Raw genomic sequence first — 14,989 nt, forward strand, 5'->3', positions numbered from 1 at the left:
GCGCACGGAAGGGCTCGATGCCGCGTTGATGCGCGACATGCAGGTCAGGGCATCCGTGCTACCGCGGCTTCGTTCGCTCCTTGTCCTTCGCGACGGACAGACGCTGACGGCGCGTGTATTCAACGACGGTCCTCCGCTCGACCGGCCGGTCAACATAAAGTCGGCGTCGAAGTCTGTGATGTCCGCACTGGTCGGCATCGCCGTGCAACGCGGCGTTTTCGACGGCGTCGACCAGCCGGTGCTGCCGTTACTCAAACGTGACGCGCCGGCGGATCCCGACCCACGACTGGCCAGGGTGACCATCGGCAACCTCCTGTCGATGCAAGCCGGGCTCGAGCGAACTTCGGGCGAGAATTACGGCCGCTGGGTATCCAGCCCCAATTGGGTACGCTTCGCACTCGCCCGTCCGTTCGTCGCCGATCCGGGTACGGCAATGCTCTACTCCACCGGATCTACCCACCTGCTTTCGGCGATGCTGACGCGGGCGACCGGGAAGAGCACGCTTGCCAACGCGCGCGCTTGGCTTGGTGAGCCGCTTGGGATCGCGATCCCGGCTTGGCCCGGTGACCCGCAGGGCATCTACTTTGGTGGCAACGAAATGAAACTTTCACCGCGCGCGCTTGCCCGGTTCGGCGAGCTCTATCGGCTAGGTGGGATTGTCGATGGTCGGCGCATCCTCCCGGCTCAATGGATCGAGCAAAGCTGGACACCGCGCGCCGTCTCACCGTGGAGCGGGAAGGAGTATGGCTATGGCTGGTTCCTCACCGAGATGAGGGGGCATCCCGTGCGGTTCGCCTGGGGCTATGGTGGCCAGATGGTCTATGTCATCCCCGATCTGAGACTGACGGTCGTCATGACGTCGGACCCGAATGGCGCGAGAGACACAGGCCATATCGATACGCTGCATAGCATCGTCGAGAACGCGGTCGTGCCCGCTGCCGAGCGGGGCGCATCGTGAGATAAATGCCGGATGGACTACGGTAGCATTCCACAGCCAGTCGAAGTTTGATGAGGTCGTGAGATGCAAAATGACGGGACAGCCCCTCCAGCGCGACCGCGTCTACGCCCGCCAGATCTAGAGGCCAGCGCCTCGGGCAGGGGCTACTGAGCACGGGTCATACGCTCGCTGGGAAGCCGCGGGTGATCGCCGGTCGACGTTCGAATCCAGCCGCAATCACGCTATTTGCTGCCGAGGCACGGGAGTGCTCGGTGGCATCGACCTGTGGTTCGACCGCGAAGGCGCTGGCGGGCTCGGACCGCAACTGAAAAAGCCTTCATCACAGTCGCGGCGCTTTATGCCGCTTGTGCGTTGGTCACCGACGACACTGAGAGGTTGCCATGACTGACGACAGCACGCCGAAGCCTAACGAGAACGTCCGGGTGAAATCCAGGGATGCAAACCCCGTCGACGACGGTTTTGGTAAAGGGGACGGGTATTCGGGCGACGAGTACGATAGCGTGAACCATGCCGCCGAGCGGCATCTGCAGAACAGGGACCGTGCGCCTGGTGCTGACCCGGCCGATACGGCTGACGGCAGGGACATTCCGCCCGAAGCCGGCAAGCGCGCATATATCGACAACAAGACCGGTGAAGTCCACGGCAGTGGAGCGGGCGCGGGTGGTGGCAATCCGGGGGAGGATATCGACCTCGACACGTCGCGGAGCGGACCTGAAGAATAGGTCTCAGGCGCAGATTATCGCGAGCACGCAGTGCCAAGATCTCGACTCGCAGAAACGGGTCGAGATCTTGGGTTAAGTGGCGGCTCTCGGCGTGATCGTCCTGGCGACTTACCCGCCAAGGTTCCCAATCGGGGAGTTGTTGGAACCGATGCACAGGGCCGGATCATCGTCAGGCTAGCCCCGCCTTGCCAGCAAGCCCTCCGCCATCAGCCGGAACGCGGCGATCGCCCGCGGTAGGGCAATTTGCGGCGTCTCGCTGGAGGAAACCCAAAGCGCGGCATTGAACGCCGCACCGCTCAGGAGGCGTGACGCGGCTTGGACATTGACCGTGTGCATGACGCCCTCGGCGATCAGTTTGGCGACCGCCTGCTCGGTGACGGCAAGGCAGGCATTCTGGCTCGGCCATGTCGCGGGGTCGCCCAGGAAGGCCGGGCCGTCCAGCAGCACAATCCGTCGGACCTCCGGATCGAGCGCCATTTCGATATAGGCCTCGCCTTCGGCGATCAGCCGCTCCCAACCGGTCGCCGCGTCGGACCCCGCGCGTTGCGCGCGTGCCGCCATCTCGCCGTCGACTTGCGCAACGACGGCAGCCAGCAGACCCTTCTTGTCGCCGAAGCCGTGATAGAGCGCACCCCGGGTCAACCCAACCTCTGCAGTCAGGTCGTCCATCGACGCACTTGCGAAACCCGAGGCGGCAAACGCCCTGCGCGCTGCCCCAATGAGCTTGGCGCGGTTTTCTTCCATCGTTTCAACGCGGCGTTTCGCTGCCAAACAAGTATCCTCTCACATACGCTGCGTATATGAATTGACGCAGCGTCTGATTGCTGCTTTCATATACGCGGCGTATCCGGATTATCCAGCTACGTTGTAAGGTCGAGCAGCCAGTGACTGCGTCTTTTGCCCCCAATACCCGAAGCAACGATAGCATGGTTCAGCGCGAAGCAGTGTTTCCTGCCAGCCGGCATGCGCTCTACGACGCCCACGGCTATTCGGCCGCGATACGGTCGGACGCTCTTCTGTTCGTCTCGGGGCAGGTCGGCAGCCGCGAGGATGGTTCGCCCGAACCCGACTTCGAGGCGCAGGTTCGCCTTGCGTTTGCCAATCTGGAAGCCACCCTGCTGGCCGCGGGATGCGGGTTTGACGACATTGTGGACGTCACGACGTTCCACACCGATCCCGAGCGGCAGTTCAACACGATCATGGCCGTCAAGGGCGAGTTCTTCGAACGCAAACCTTATCCGGCCTAGACGGCACTCGGGGTCAATTGGCTTGCGGGGTTCGATTTCGAAATCAAGGTGATCGCTCGCATTCCGACGCACGAGTGATCGACGGGGATAAGGGACCCCAGGGAAATGGCCGTTAGACAATTGCCTGAGCGGGAAGCCGGGCTGAGGTCTGTAGATGCCGGAGCGCGGGGGTTACGGTCGCACGGCTGGATCGTTATAGGTCCGTAATGAAGATCGCTGTGATTTCGGACATCCACGGGAATGTCGCTGCGCTTGATGCAGTTCTCGCCGACATCACCTCTCGGCAAGTCGACCAGATCGTGAACCTCGGGGACATCTGCTCGGGGGGCCTATTCCCGCGTGAAACAGCCGACCGACTGATGCCTCTGGGATTACCGACGATACGCGGGAATCACGAACGTCAGCTTTCGGAACAGCCTCGTGAGCGTATGGGATTGTCCGATCGCCACGCCTACGACCAGCTGGGCGCTGAACAGCTGGCGTGGCTAGCAGCGTTGCCCACGACCATGCGCCTGTCCAGGGATGTGCTGCTTGTTCATGGCACGCCGGACAGCGACCTGACCTACTTTCTCGAGACGGTGACAGAGGAGGGGCTTCGTGAGGCCACGCGCGAGGAAGTCCAACACCGTGCGGGACTTACAGATGCGGCTGTGATCCTCTGCGGCCATACGCATATCCAACGGGTGATGACGCTCGACGACGGGCGCATGATCATGAATCCAGGAAGCGTCGGTCTTCCGGCATATGCCGATGATCGACCCCACGCTCACCGCGCAGAAAGCGGATCGCCGCACGCCCGCTACGCCGTCTTGTCCAACGAGAGTGATGGCTGGATGGTCGAGCTGCTATCCGTCGATTATGACTGGGAACAGGCTGCCCGTGACGCCGAGGCGAATGCTCGTACCGACTGTTCCAGAGCATTGCGGACCGGTCGGGTCTAGCCCGGAATATCCTATTTCTCGATGCGAAACGGGTTTCGGGTAGCCGTGTGGATCCTAGGAATTCGCTCGTTCTCGGCAAAGGCGGTGCCGCGCGATGTCTTCTGTAGCAATCGGCGTCTCGCGCAGCCGTGCTGTCGTCGGCGCATTCAGCATCAGGCGGGCGGTAGCGGGGCGCTACTGTCAGCCTTGGCAGGAGAGCGAGCCGCTGTGTCGCGCAGGTTGCTCTTTGAGCAACGTCTGGGGCAGGTCGGGACGACAACGGGCAGGCCGTGTCAGGAGGTAACGGCGACGACATTGTCGTCGCCGTTACGGTCCACATACATGTTGTACGGATCGATCCCGGCAAAGGCCGGCTTTTTCCGTGTCACGATACGGATGGTCTGTACGCCCGAGACGATCGGTCGACGGACCTTCGCGATCACGTCCGTCGCTGCGAAGCTACCGAAGCCGGGGCGCTGGTCGAAAACGCCGACGTCGATCGTGTCGGAAAGCGGCGATGCCTTTTCGACGCCGGTGCCGTTGGCGTAGAACTTTGCGGCGTCGATCGTCAGTACGGTTTCGAAACGCCCGTCGGGCAGCTTGCGCGTGACCGCACTGGTCGTTTTCAGATCGTACACCGTGATGCGATCCAGCAGGTCGAGCACGAGCTGACGTTCGCCGGGCGTGCGGGCCAGCGACAGGAAGCCCGCTACCAGATCGAGCGAACGCGGATAGGGCTTTCCCTTGAAGCGATAGCGGGCGAGCAGACCGCGCAGCATGGCGTTGACGCGCGCTTCTCCCAGACGGTCCTGCAACAGGTACATGACCAGCGAACCCTTGCTGTAATGGATATACCCCTGGTTCTCGACCCGATCGAGCGGTACTTCCTCCACCACGTCGCCGCCGCGCGACCGCAGGTAGCTGTCGAGTTCGTATTTCAGGAAACGACGGATCTTGTCCTCGCCATATTGGTGCTTCATCACCATCAGCGCGGAATATTGCGCCATGGTCTCGACCAGCATCGACCCGCCCTGCATGTCGGCGCCGACCAGCTGATGGCCCCAATATTGATGCCCCAGTTCGTGCGCGGTGACGTAGCTGACATAGTCGATCTTGTCGGGATCGCGCGCGTCGGCGACGAAGCCGATGCGTTCTGAATAGGGGATCGTGCCTGCGAACGCCTGCGCGTAGCTTGCATAGCCCGGAGATTCGAGAATGCGCGCATAGTCGAATTGATAAGGTCCGAAATTCGCGCGGTAATAGGCGAGCGAGCGCTGCATCGCGTCGAGCATGCGGTCGACGTTGAACGCATGGTGCGGGTCGTAGAACACCGTCAGATGCGTGCCGTCGACGGTCCGCGATCGTTCGGCATAGGCGGCGGACTGGACGGAGAAGAAGGCGAGGATCGGCGCGGTCGATACGAACCTCGCGGTTCTGCGTCCCCCCGCGGTCGTGTCGGCAACCTTGCGGCCCGGCGCCACCGGGACCTGGCCGGCGATCGTCGAGACGGTGATGTCGGAGCGGACCCACGGCGCATTGTTGATCAGGTTGCGCGCCTGCGCCGAACGGTCCTCCAGTTTGGCAGGGCGCAGCTCCGGCGTGAGGCCGTATTTACGCCGCTTCGCGCGGTCCTGCAGAAGGCCGCTCTGGCGCATGCCGATCTGCGGCGCGAATTCGTCGTTCTGCAGGAACGTCCCGTTGCCCACGACGCGCGTGTCGTCGTTGTTGGCGACCAGCCCACGCTGCCACCGCGTCGCCTGGAACGCCATGGTGCCGCGTGCGCCGGGTGCGAGCGGCGTCGCGAACCGGTAGATGCGGTAGTGAAGATCGCGGTCGTCCATCACCAGTCGCGCGCCGGGAATGACGATTTTGCCCAGCTGCGTCTGGTCGTCCATCAGCCGGACGTGCAGGTCGGACAGGGGGGCGCCGGTATCGTTGACGAAGGCATAGGTGCCGCTCGACTCCATCCGACGCTGATCGGGATAGAGCGCGACGTCGAGGCGCATGTCGGTGACCGACGGCTGTTTCAGCGTGGCGTATCGGAGATATTTCTTCTCATATTGAGCCAGCCGGGCCTCGCCATCCTGCGTGGTGCGATAACGGTTGATGACGTTCATGTCGTGATACAGATACGCACCGCTCGCCGCCGTCGCGAACAGCGCTCCGGCCAGTACGACACCGGGCGTTCCGAGTAACCGGCGAGGTAGCTGGGCCAGACGCACGCGGAGCCGGGTCTCCGTGCCGCGCCGCCAGAGCAGGTGCGCGACGACGCACAATGCCAGCGCGACCGAGCCCCAGTACATCCTGAGCCACCATGCGCGCGGTCCGCCGATTTGCGCCCCGTTCATGTCCGACAGCTGCACCGTGCCGGTGCTGCCATATTGATAGAGCGGGTGTTCGAAGCCCATGTTGGTCAGCGTGATCGTGCCGACGAGATAGACGACCATGATCGCCCATCCGACATATTTGTTGGGGCTGAGCGCCTGTACCACGACCGCCAGGATCGCGAGGATGACCGCGTCCGCCGTCATCGGCAGCACCCACCAGGCGAGATACTGACCAAGCGCGAGGTCGGTCTGGCCGCGTGCGAGCTGGACGACGCACGCGGTCAGCGCCGCCATCACCGCGGTCGCGAACAGGACGCCGGTGATCGCGAGCACCTTCGGCACCAGATAGGCCCAGTTGGGCAGCGAGGTTGCATCGACGATCTCGTGCATGCCGCGTTCGCGGTCGCGCCAGACCAGCTCGCCCGAATAATAGATCGCGATGATCAGCGGGATGATGCTGAACGTCCCCTCCAGCGTGGCGATCACGGCGAACGTCAGCTGGCGGATCGGCGCACCGAACATCTCGTTGGCGAACAGCATCCCTCCCAGCGTGTTGAACAACCCGATCAGCATCAACACGACGAACGCCGGGCTGCGGAACACCAACGCCATCTCGAACCGGCAGCGCGCGGACATCCGCGTCCAGTTCGCTTCGGACGGTCTGGCAGCGGGCAAGCGATCGACCGTGAGCGGTGGGGTCGCGGCAAGCTTCGTCGTCGCGCGCTGCTGCTTGCGCAATCTGCGCTTGGACACGCCGCGTTCGGCAAACGAGAATCGTGCATAGGCGACGGCCATCGCCACCAGCCCGACGCCGATCGTGATCACGCGGTTCCACAGCAGCACGCCGGCAAAGGCAGGCAGCCCGTTATTGGCCTCGCTCGCGGTCCAATAGCGCGTCGTGGTGGTGAGCGCGCCGATCCCGAACAGCTCGAAATAGCTTCCCGTCGCACGCCATTCCGGCTTGAAGCGCAGGATCGAGTTCAGCGCCAGATACAGCATCAGGAACACGACGACGCCGAGATAGGAATACATCATCGACCGCGTCATCGTCGCCACCGCGAAGAAGATCGCCGCCGTCAGGAAGACGTTGGGGAGTGCCAGCAGGAAATACGCATAGGCGAAGTCCTGCAGCCGGTTCGGCCCAAGCGTCTCCTGATCGACCCACGGCATCAGCGAGCCAAGCCAGATTGCCAGCGGGATCGCGGCGAACGCCAGCGCCGCCGCGGCGAATGCGCCGAGGAAGCGCGCCATCAGATAGTCGAACTTGGCGACGCGGGTCGATCGCACCATCGGTCCGAACCCGCTCTCGTCGTCGCGAACGATCACGTTCGCGACGAACGCGGTCGTCACGAACATGAAGAAGATCGACATGATCTGGTGGACCTGCGCCACCGCCATCGGTGCATTCTTGTGGATGTTGGCGCCGCTGCCGATCTTGATCTGGTCGATCGTCATCGACCCGAAGGTCAGCAGGAAGAACAGGATCGCGACCGTCCAGAAGACCGGGTTGCGCAGTTGATAGCGAAGCTCGAAGCGGGCGATCTGGCCGAACATGGCGCTCAGGCCGCGATGGCAGGGGAGGGGGTCTTTGCCGCTGGTACGCGCCGCGACCGCGCGAGGGTCGAGAAATATACGTCTTCCAGACCACCCCGCGCGGCGGTGAAGCCGGCGCCCGGATCCTCGGGGGACAGGATGTGGATGATCGTCCGACCGGCAAACAGCCGCGTCGAGATCACCTCGTACCGCAGGCGGCTTTCGTCGAGTTCGTCGCGTCCGATCGTCTTTGCCCAGACGTTGCCGCGGGTGCGTTCGATCAGCTCGAGCGGTGCGCCCTCAAGCTGGATCCGCCCCCCCGCCAGGACCGCCATGCGCGGGCACAGGTCGGCGACGTCCTCGACGATATGCGTCGACAGGATCACGACGACGTTCTCGCCGATCTCGGCCAGCAAATTGAGGAAACGGTTGCGCTCCTCCGGGTCAAGGCCTGCGGTCGGTTCGTCGACGATGATCAGCGCGGGGTTGCCGATCAGCGCCTGCGCGATACCGAAGCGTTGCCGCATGCCGCCCGAAAACCCCGCGATCGCCTTCTTGCGGACGCTCCAGAGGTTGGTCTGGTTGAGCAGCGTCTCGACCGTTTCCTTGCGCTCGCGAGCCGAGGCGATGCCTTTCAGCACAGCCATGTGATCGAGCATGTCATAGGCGGATACCCGCGGGTACACGCCGAAATCCTGCGGCAGGTAACCCAGCGTTTCGCGCAAAGCCTCGGGATTGGCGATCACGTCGATCGTCCCGAACCGGATCGTGCCGGCGGTCGGCGTCTGCAACGTGGCGATCGTCCGCATCAGCGTCGACTTGCCCGCGCCGTTGGGCCCGAGCAGCCCGAACATCCCGTTGGGCACGCTAAGCGTCACATCGTCGAGCGCCCGCGTGCCATTGGCATACACATGCGTGACATTGGTAAGTTCGAGCATTGTTGATCCCCCGTCAGGGACAAGCTATCAGGTGTGTTGCCGATGTAAAGCAGGCTGATCTTGTTTAATGATGCACAGACTTCAACGCCGACGTGACAGCCGGGTGAGGCATCATCGGAACGGTCGGTGTAAGGCCGGTCTGGATGAAGTGCAGGCTGGTTTGCGAGACGGCTGTTCGCCGCCTGGTCTGATCACGTTGAAGGAGCCCTAACACTATGGATACTGGGGCTTCTTATTGGCATACGCCCTCGCGTACTGAACGCCAGAACTGGCAGCGCCGGGCAGAGCGGGCGTAAACTGGTAGTCCCGCATCTCGGCGCCATTCCTGATGCGAAATTCACGAACTCTGCGTCAGCCAGCGAACGGCAAGTAGCCCGGGCATCCGCTTGCACATAAAGCAAAGGCTGTTTGCTGGCGCATTCCGTCGCAGCTTTCCTGCGCTGCCGCTTTGAAAGAGGCCAGCCCGCATTCCTTTCCAAAGCCGCCCTTTCGCTTTCGCCCAAAGCCGGACGCTCCAGTTGCAACTCGCAGTCTCGAAAGCAGGCATCCGTTCATCACGATGATGCCAACACGGCCAAGCGTTGAGGCAAGAAATCAAAAGTTTTGCATCAACGACAAGATCGTACAAGGCGTACGCTCAGCTATCCGCGACCATCTGACAGTGCGCTATCCGTCGCTGGGCGAGGTAATAAGGGCGGCGTGCTATCAGGATAAGTCAGCCAGTTACGCCAGATCATATAAGTCCGTAAGCGCGTTAAGCGTATGCGGCACCCAATCTCCACGCTCGTTCTGATTGTGCCATCCCGATACTTCTCGAAAAGCGCACCGCATTCGGAATTTCTGTACGACAGCCATGATCGTTGAGCTTGGAGGAAACCTTTGGCTACAGGCTCCCCACCTTCTTTGCGGACTCGCTGAACCGCCACGTCGTAATAGCGGTTTAGGTCAGTATCTGCCTCACCAAAGCGAGCTGCGAGACAGGCGTCCACCTCTATCGTTGTTGCGCCAGGGCAAGGAGCAGGGTCAGGGCTGGCAGTGACAATCATCACTAGCGCTAGAAGGGGCAGCACAGGCTCTCTCCTGAATCAGTCGATCTTGGTGATAGATTGTCAAACCAAGAACGGAAGATCGCTTTCTCAATGATGCAAAATTCACGGGCACAAATCTGATCCATTTGACGAACGCATTCGATGGCAGGTTTTTCCGAGTGCAGCCCGAAAGCGGCCCGTCCGGTTTCAATCACCTATCGCCATTCAGGCGCGTCGCCGGCGTCCATCGTGCCCGAAAGCCGACCGGCAGCTTTCGGGCGGCAAAGCTGCCGGTCTGGAAGCGCTCACTTCCGGACAAACGAAGTGCCCGGGATATGGGCCACCCCAGAGAACCACGTGCCTGGACTGCGGACCCTCCGACGAGATCACCGGGTGCGCGCCGAAGCGGACGGACATCTGGTTGGTCGATGTAGCCGGATCTGCCGGCAAGCCCGTGCAGGCGGGATGCAAGGGGCCGCTGAACGCCGCGACGGCGATCCACGTCATCCAGGAATAAAACCCCGTCGTTACGGCGCCGGCTGCGGGCGTGACATTCAAATGGCGTTTTCAGGCGCGTCCGGCCGCTGGTGATCCCTGTGTTCGACCATTGTCCAAGTCACACCGTAGCGGATCGTGCGCTGGTCGTTCAGCAGCATCACGCCATCGCAACGATCATGGTCGCCGCACACCGGTGAGGCGTTCACCCTTGGCAAATGGCTGAAGCTAGGAGGTGGCAATCGACGGGGAATGTCCAGGTCTCGGTCTGGTCAGCACACGTCCACACCCATGCGGCGGTGATCACCGCAGCTGGCTGTCCTTGCTGCCGCGTCGATTGAACGCTGTGGCCAATGGGCGGTCGCGGCCGCTCTGGCACGTGACGCACGTCCGCACGCCAGGCAGCGCCTCGCGCCGACCTTCGGGGATTTCATCGCCGCAGATTGCACAGAAGGGTTCACTTGTTCCGCTCGGCATGCTTGCCCGGGCGGCCAGCACTGCGTCTGCAACTGAGTCATCGATCTGATCCTGAACCGCGCCATCGCGCGTCCAACCGCCGGCCATATGCCTCTCCTTACCTTAGGTATATGGGGACCAGGGAGCGTCAGCGCCAATGCCAGCGCGACCTTTCCTAGCCGGTGCAATTGCCGTCATCGGACAAGTCGCAAGGCGTCCCGATCTGCGGTAGCGGCGGCCAGTTCGGCACGCGCGGATGCGATCCGCGCCTGCGCGTCGACGAGGCGGACGCGTGCGTCGGTGGCGGTTTCCTCGCGTTGATTGACCAGAAAGAAATCGGCGGATCCGAGTTCGAAGCGCCGGCGCTCGGCGGCCGCGAGACGGTCGGCGAGTTGACGCTCTTCGTCGGCAATGGCGGCAAGCCGTTCGGCTGCGCCGACTGCGATGACGATGCCCTGGACCTCGACGCTGATCTGGTCACGCAGAAAGCGGCTGCGCTGGCCGAGCGCGTCGATCTCGGCGCGCGCCTCGGCGACGCGGCCCTTGGCGGCGCGGTTCTGCAGCGGCACGCTGAACCGGAAACCGACCGCCGCCTCGAGCGGCGTCCGGTTGGGGCCGCCCAGGCCGACCGGCCCGACATCCTTGCCGACCTCGCCGCGAAGATCGAGCCGCGGCGACAGGTCGTTCTCCGCCAGGATCAGCCGCGACGTCGCCTGATCGATCCGCGCGAGCACCGCACGATAGTCGGGACGCTCGACCGGCCCCGCCCGGATCGCAGCGACGGGAAGCGCGGCGAGCGCGCCGGCATCCGCCGGCATGCGATCGTCCGACACCGTCACCGGCGCACCCGCCTCGTCGCGCAGATAGAGCGACAGCGCATTGGCGGCACCGGCGACATCCTGCTCGGCGCGCACCGCCAGCGCACGACGCCGGACGAGGTTCTGGTCGTTCTCGACGAGCAGGATCTCGGGCCGTGCGCCGAGCGTCACCAGCCGGCCGATCGCGCTGCGACGCCGCTCCGCAAGGTTCAGCAGGTCGCGATAGGCGCGCAGCCGCAGACCCGCCGCGACCCAGGACTGATAGGCATCGACCGCGCGCCGCTGCACGCCGACCGCGACCATCGCCGCCTCGAACCGCGCGACGTCGATCTCGGTAGCGGCGATGGTCCGTCGCGTGCGGCGCTCGTCGATCACCCGGTCGCGCAGCAACGCGAACAGCGCGCCGACCTTCGCTTCGCCGAGCTTGTTGGTATAGGCCTGGTCCTCATAGACCGGGAACGTCCCGCGCGACGCACGGTAGCCGCCATAGACATAGCCGCCATTGCCGGTGAGCGGGCGCGTCGCGCGCCCCTCGACCATGGTGCCGTCATAATAGCCCGCGACGCGCGACTTCGAGTCGACGTCGAACACGGTGTCGAATGCGCCCTCAGCGGACAGCGCGCGGCCATCCGCCTGCCGCACTTTGGCGAGCGCCTCGACGATCTGTGGCGCGGACCGCGCGGACGAACGCAGCACCTCGTCGAGCGTCAGCGGCGAGCTTTGCGCGGACGCGGCGGCGGGTGCCATCAGGACGAGCAGGAAAGAGATGACCCGCGTCATTTCTTGGCGTCCCCGTCCTTGCCGGTTTCGTCCGCGCTTGGCTTCGCCGGCCGCTTGGGCTGCGCCTTGGCGGATGCCGCGCCGCGCTGGCCGAATTCGAGCGGGAAGTCGTTGAGCTGCCGCCACAGTTCGTAGCCGACAAGGACGGTTTCGCCCTGCACCCAGCCGCGGACCTTGCCGCCCGGGCGGACGAAGGTGGCGGTCGGCCAGCCCGGCTTGCCCGGCCGCGGTTCGACCAGGATGCGGAACGTGCCGTCGGGGGCGGCATTGGGATCGATCATCCGGACGCGCGCGTCGAACATGCCTTGCGCGACCGACGGCCAGCCGCTGAACTGGATCGCGGGCCAGCCCTCGAACTCGAGCCGCACCGGGCGACCGGGACGGATCAGCGGCATGTCGCGGCCATCGACGTAGAGCTCGACCGCGCGCTCGACGCGCTCGGGCGCGATCACCGCCAGCACCGTACCGGGCGAGACCAGCGCGCTGCCGCTTGCCGCATTCAGCTGCTGGACTCGGCCGTCGCGCGGCGCACGCACCAGCTGGGCCGACTGGCGGTTGAGCTGGATGTCGATCCGGTTGAGTTTCGCGCGCGCCTCGGCAAGCTTGGCGCCCGCGTCGGCGACCTTGATCTGCGTCTGCTCGTAATCGCGACGGGCGGCGAGTCCTTCGGCGAGCAACTGCCCGGTGCGCGCGACGTCGATTCCGGCGACCGCACGGCTTTGCTGGATCGCGGCGATCTCCGCCTGCACCTGCGCGCGCTCGGCCCCTAGCCGCGAGAGCAGGTCGGGATCGAGATCGACGACGCGCGCGATAGGATCGCCGCGCGCGACGTGCTGGCCGTCCTGGACGTACCAGCGCTCGACCTTGCCCGGCACCAGCGCGGTCACCTGCTGCTGGCGGTCGCCGGGATCGAGCGCGATAACCTGCCCTGTGCCGCTGGCAGTCTGCACCCAGGGGACCAGCGCCATGATCGCCGCGGCGATCGCGATGCCCAGCATGAGCATCCACGCCACCGCCGATGCCACCCGTGGTGCCCGCATCGCGGCGAGCGTCTGGAAATGCGCGAGGCGATCGGGCTTATACGGCATCGCCGGCTCCCTGCTGGGTCGCGGCGATCAGCGCCGCGCAACTGTCGAAGCGGCGTTGCCGATCGGGTTCGAGATGGAACCAGCCGTCGAGCACGATATCCTCGGGGCGACCGGTGCACAGCAGGACCGTCGTACCCGCCGCCTTGAGCTGGCGCAGCACCTCGGCGAGGCGGCTGGTCGGGATCAGATCGTAGAGCTGCGACAACATCAGCACGTGCGGGCGCACCAGCAGCGCATTGGCGAGCTTCAGCGCCATGACCTCGCCGATCGACAGCGGATAGCCCGACGCAGCCAGCGGCGTGTCGAGGCCGTGCGGCAACCCGGCGACGCGGTCGCGCAAGCCGACCGTCTCGAGCGCGTCGAGCATCACCGTGGAGGTCGATCCGGCCGCGGCAAGCGTCAGATATTCGCGGATCGTGACTTCGACGATGCTCGGACGGTCGAGCACCATCACCTCGGATCGCAGCAGATACATGTCGAACGTCGCCATGTCGGCGCCGCCGACCAGGACCAGCCCGCGCTCGGGAACGACATGGCGCTTGAGTACCATCGCCAGCAGCCGCTCGGCCCCGTCGTCCGCGCGCGTGACGAGCTGTTCGCCCGCCGCGAGCGCGAAATCGAAGCGCGCGCCCTCCGTCACGACACGGTCGAGCCGCACCGCCCCATCGCCTGGTGACTGCCCTACCGCGGTGACCGTGCTCTCCTGCGGGATCGCGTAGAGCAGCGACAATTCCTCCGCGCTCGCCACCAGATCGTAGAGCGTATCGAGATACCAGCCGAGCTGCGACACGCCGTAGAAGACGCCGCTGAGGATCAGCTCGGCCGCGACCAACTGTCCGATCGACAATTCACCGCTGAGGATTAGGTTTCCACCGAGTGCGAGCAGCGCCGCGCTGGCGAAGGCGTAGAGGAGCAGGAAGGCGACCGTCTGCGTGAAGCTGTAACGGAAATAGCGCTGGTGGCGCTCGACATAAGTGGCGGTGACGGCTTCCGACCGGTCCATCGCGAAATCGAAATGGCGGCTCGATTTGTAGAAGCCGTTCGACGCGCCGACGCTTTCAAGCCAGCGCGCGGCCTCGTGCTTGGCGTGGCTCAGCGCGACCGCCGAGCGGATCGAGCCGCGCGACCAGATCAGCCAGATCGCGAGAATGACGAGCAGGAGAATTGCGTTGAAGGCGAGGAAGAAGGGATGGTAGAAGCTGGTGACGATCAGCCCCACCGCCGATTGCAGGATGATCGTGAACGCGCCGATGACGAGGCTCGGCACGGCCTTCTGCACGACGACGAGGTCGAAATAGCGATTGAACAGGTCGCCGCGATTCTGGTCGGCGAAGAACGGGTTCTGCGCATGCACCGCGCGGACGGTGATCTCGGCGACAATGCGCGCGAACAGCCGTCGCTCGAACAGCGCCATCATCCAGAACCGCATGGCGCTCAGCCCCGCCACGATCAGCAACAGCCCGAGCAAAAGGCCAGCCAGCGTCCATAACGGCGCGGGCATCGCGGTGTTGGCGACGCTGTTGATCAGCAGCTGGACCGAGATGGGGGTGGCGAGCGACAACAGGCTGATCGCCACGCCGTACACCATCGCGAGACGGACATAGGGCGTGTCGGGCCCGACGATCTCGGTCAGCCATCCAGCTGCTGAACGCCATCCGATATGTGCGCCTGCCATGTGT

At 64.3% G+C, this 14,989-nt stretch carries 12 protein-coding genes; 4 read left to right on the top strand and 8 right to left on the bottom strand.

Features of this window, described 5'->3' with window-relative positions; translation table 11 throughout:
• Nucleotides 1–28 precede the first annotated feature (28 nt).
• Nucleotides 29–958 (top strand): serine hydrolase domain-containing protein, encoded by a 930-nt coding sequence (locus tag ASE72_RS13630; protein WP_056022442.1) that lies wholly within the window; start codon nucleotides 29–31, stop codon nucleotides 956–958.
• A 380-nt stretch (nucleotides 959–1,338) separates the two neighbouring features.
• Complete coding sequence (locus tag ASE72_RS13635; RefSeq protein ID WP_056022445.1) at nucleotides 1,339–1,680, top strand: hypothetical protein; 342 nt, start codon at nucleotides 1,339–1,341, stop codon at nucleotides 1,678–1,680.
• Nucleotides 1,681–1,854: 174 nt separating this feature from the next.
• Here the strand turns inward: ASE72_RS13635 and ASE72_RS13640 are convergent, their stop codons facing one another.
• Nucleotides 1,855–2,451, bottom strand: a complete 597-nt coding sequence (locus ASE72_RS13640) for a TetR/AcrR family transcriptional regulator (RefSeq protein ID WP_082446059.1) — start codon at nucleotides 2,449–2,451, stop codon at nucleotides 1,855–1,857.
• A 155-nt stretch (nucleotides 2,452–2,606) separates the two neighbouring features.
• Between ASE72_RS13640 and ASE72_RS13645 the strand changes: the two genes are divergently transcribed.
• Complete coding sequence (locus ASE72_RS13645) at nucleotides 2,607–2,927, top strand: RidA family protein (protein ID WP_235532363.1); 321 nt, start codon at nucleotides 2,607–2,609, stop codon at nucleotides 2,925–2,927.
• Nucleotides 2,928–3,133: 206 nt separating this feature from the next.
• Nucleotides 3,134–3,868: a metallophosphoesterase family protein gene (locus ASE72_RS13650; RefSeq protein ID WP_056022453.1), complete on the top strand. Its 735-nt coding sequence runs from the start codon at nucleotides 3,134–3,136 to the stop codon at nucleotides 3,866–3,868.
• A 272-nt stretch (nucleotides 3,869–4,140) separates the two neighbouring features.
• Here the strand turns inward: ASE72_RS13650 and ASE72_RS13655 are convergent, their stop codons facing one another.
• The 7 genes from ASE72_RS13655 to ASE72_RS13675 form a co-directional block, all read right to left on the bottom strand.
• Nucleotides 4,141–7,728 carry an ABC transporter permease/M1 family aminopeptidase gene (locus tag ASE72_RS13655; protein ID WP_056022458.1) on the bottom strand — a complete coding sequence of 1,196 codons (3,588 nt, stop codon included), beginning with the start codon at nucleotides 7,726–7,728 and terminating at the stop codon, nucleotides 4,141–4,143.
• 5 nt (nucleotides 7,729–7,733) lie between these two features.
• A complete protein-coding gene (locus tag ASE72_RS13660) occupies nucleotides 7,734–8,645 on the bottom strand; it encodes an ABC transporter ATP-binding protein (protein ID WP_056022463.1) in 912 nt (303 codons plus the stop codon).
• A gap of 641 nt (nucleotides 8,646–9,286) precedes the next feature.
• Nucleotides 9,287–9,691 (bottom strand): lysozyme inhibitor LprI family protein, encoded by a 405-nt coding sequence (locus ASE72_RS21200; RefSeq protein WP_162235479.1) that lies wholly within the window; start codon nucleotides 9,689–9,691, stop codon nucleotides 9,287–9,289.
• Nucleotides 9,692–10,471: 780 nt separating this feature from the next.
• A complete protein-coding gene (locus ASE72_RS19720; RefSeq protein WP_082446063.1) occupies nucleotides 10,472–10,732 on the bottom strand; it encodes a DksA/TraR family C4-type zinc finger protein in 261 nt (86 codons plus the stop codon).
• An 86-nt stretch (nucleotides 10,733–10,818) separates the two neighbouring features.
• Nucleotides 10,819–12,222: a TolC family protein gene (locus ASE72_RS13665; protein ID WP_056022466.1), complete on the bottom strand. Its 1,404-nt coding sequence runs from the start codon at nucleotides 12,220–12,222 to the stop codon at nucleotides 10,819–10,821.
• The gene (locus ASE72_RS13670; protein ID WP_056022468.1) at nucleotides 12,219–13,310 is read right to left on the bottom strand and encodes an efflux RND transporter periplasmic adaptor subunit; all 1,092 of its coding nucleotides are present in this window, start codon (nucleotides 13,308–13,310) and stop codon (nucleotides 12,219–12,221) included. Before ASE72_RS13670 ends, ASE72_RS13665 begins: the two co-directional genes overlap by 4 nt.
• A complete protein-coding gene (locus tag ASE72_RS13675; protein WP_056022472.1) occupies nucleotides 13,300–14,985 on the bottom strand; it encodes an ABC transporter transmembrane domain-containing protein in 1,686 nt (561 codons plus the stop codon). The genes ASE72_RS13670 and ASE72_RS13675 overlap by 11 nt, the downstream gene beginning before the upstream one ends.
• Nucleotides 14,986–14,989: the final 4 nt, after the last annotated feature.

The sequence above is a fragment of the Sphingomonas sp. Leaf20 genome, from assembly GCF_001421535.1.
Lineage (GTDB): Bacteria > Pseudomonadota > Alphaproteobacteria > Sphingomonadales > Sphingomonadaceae > Sphingomonas.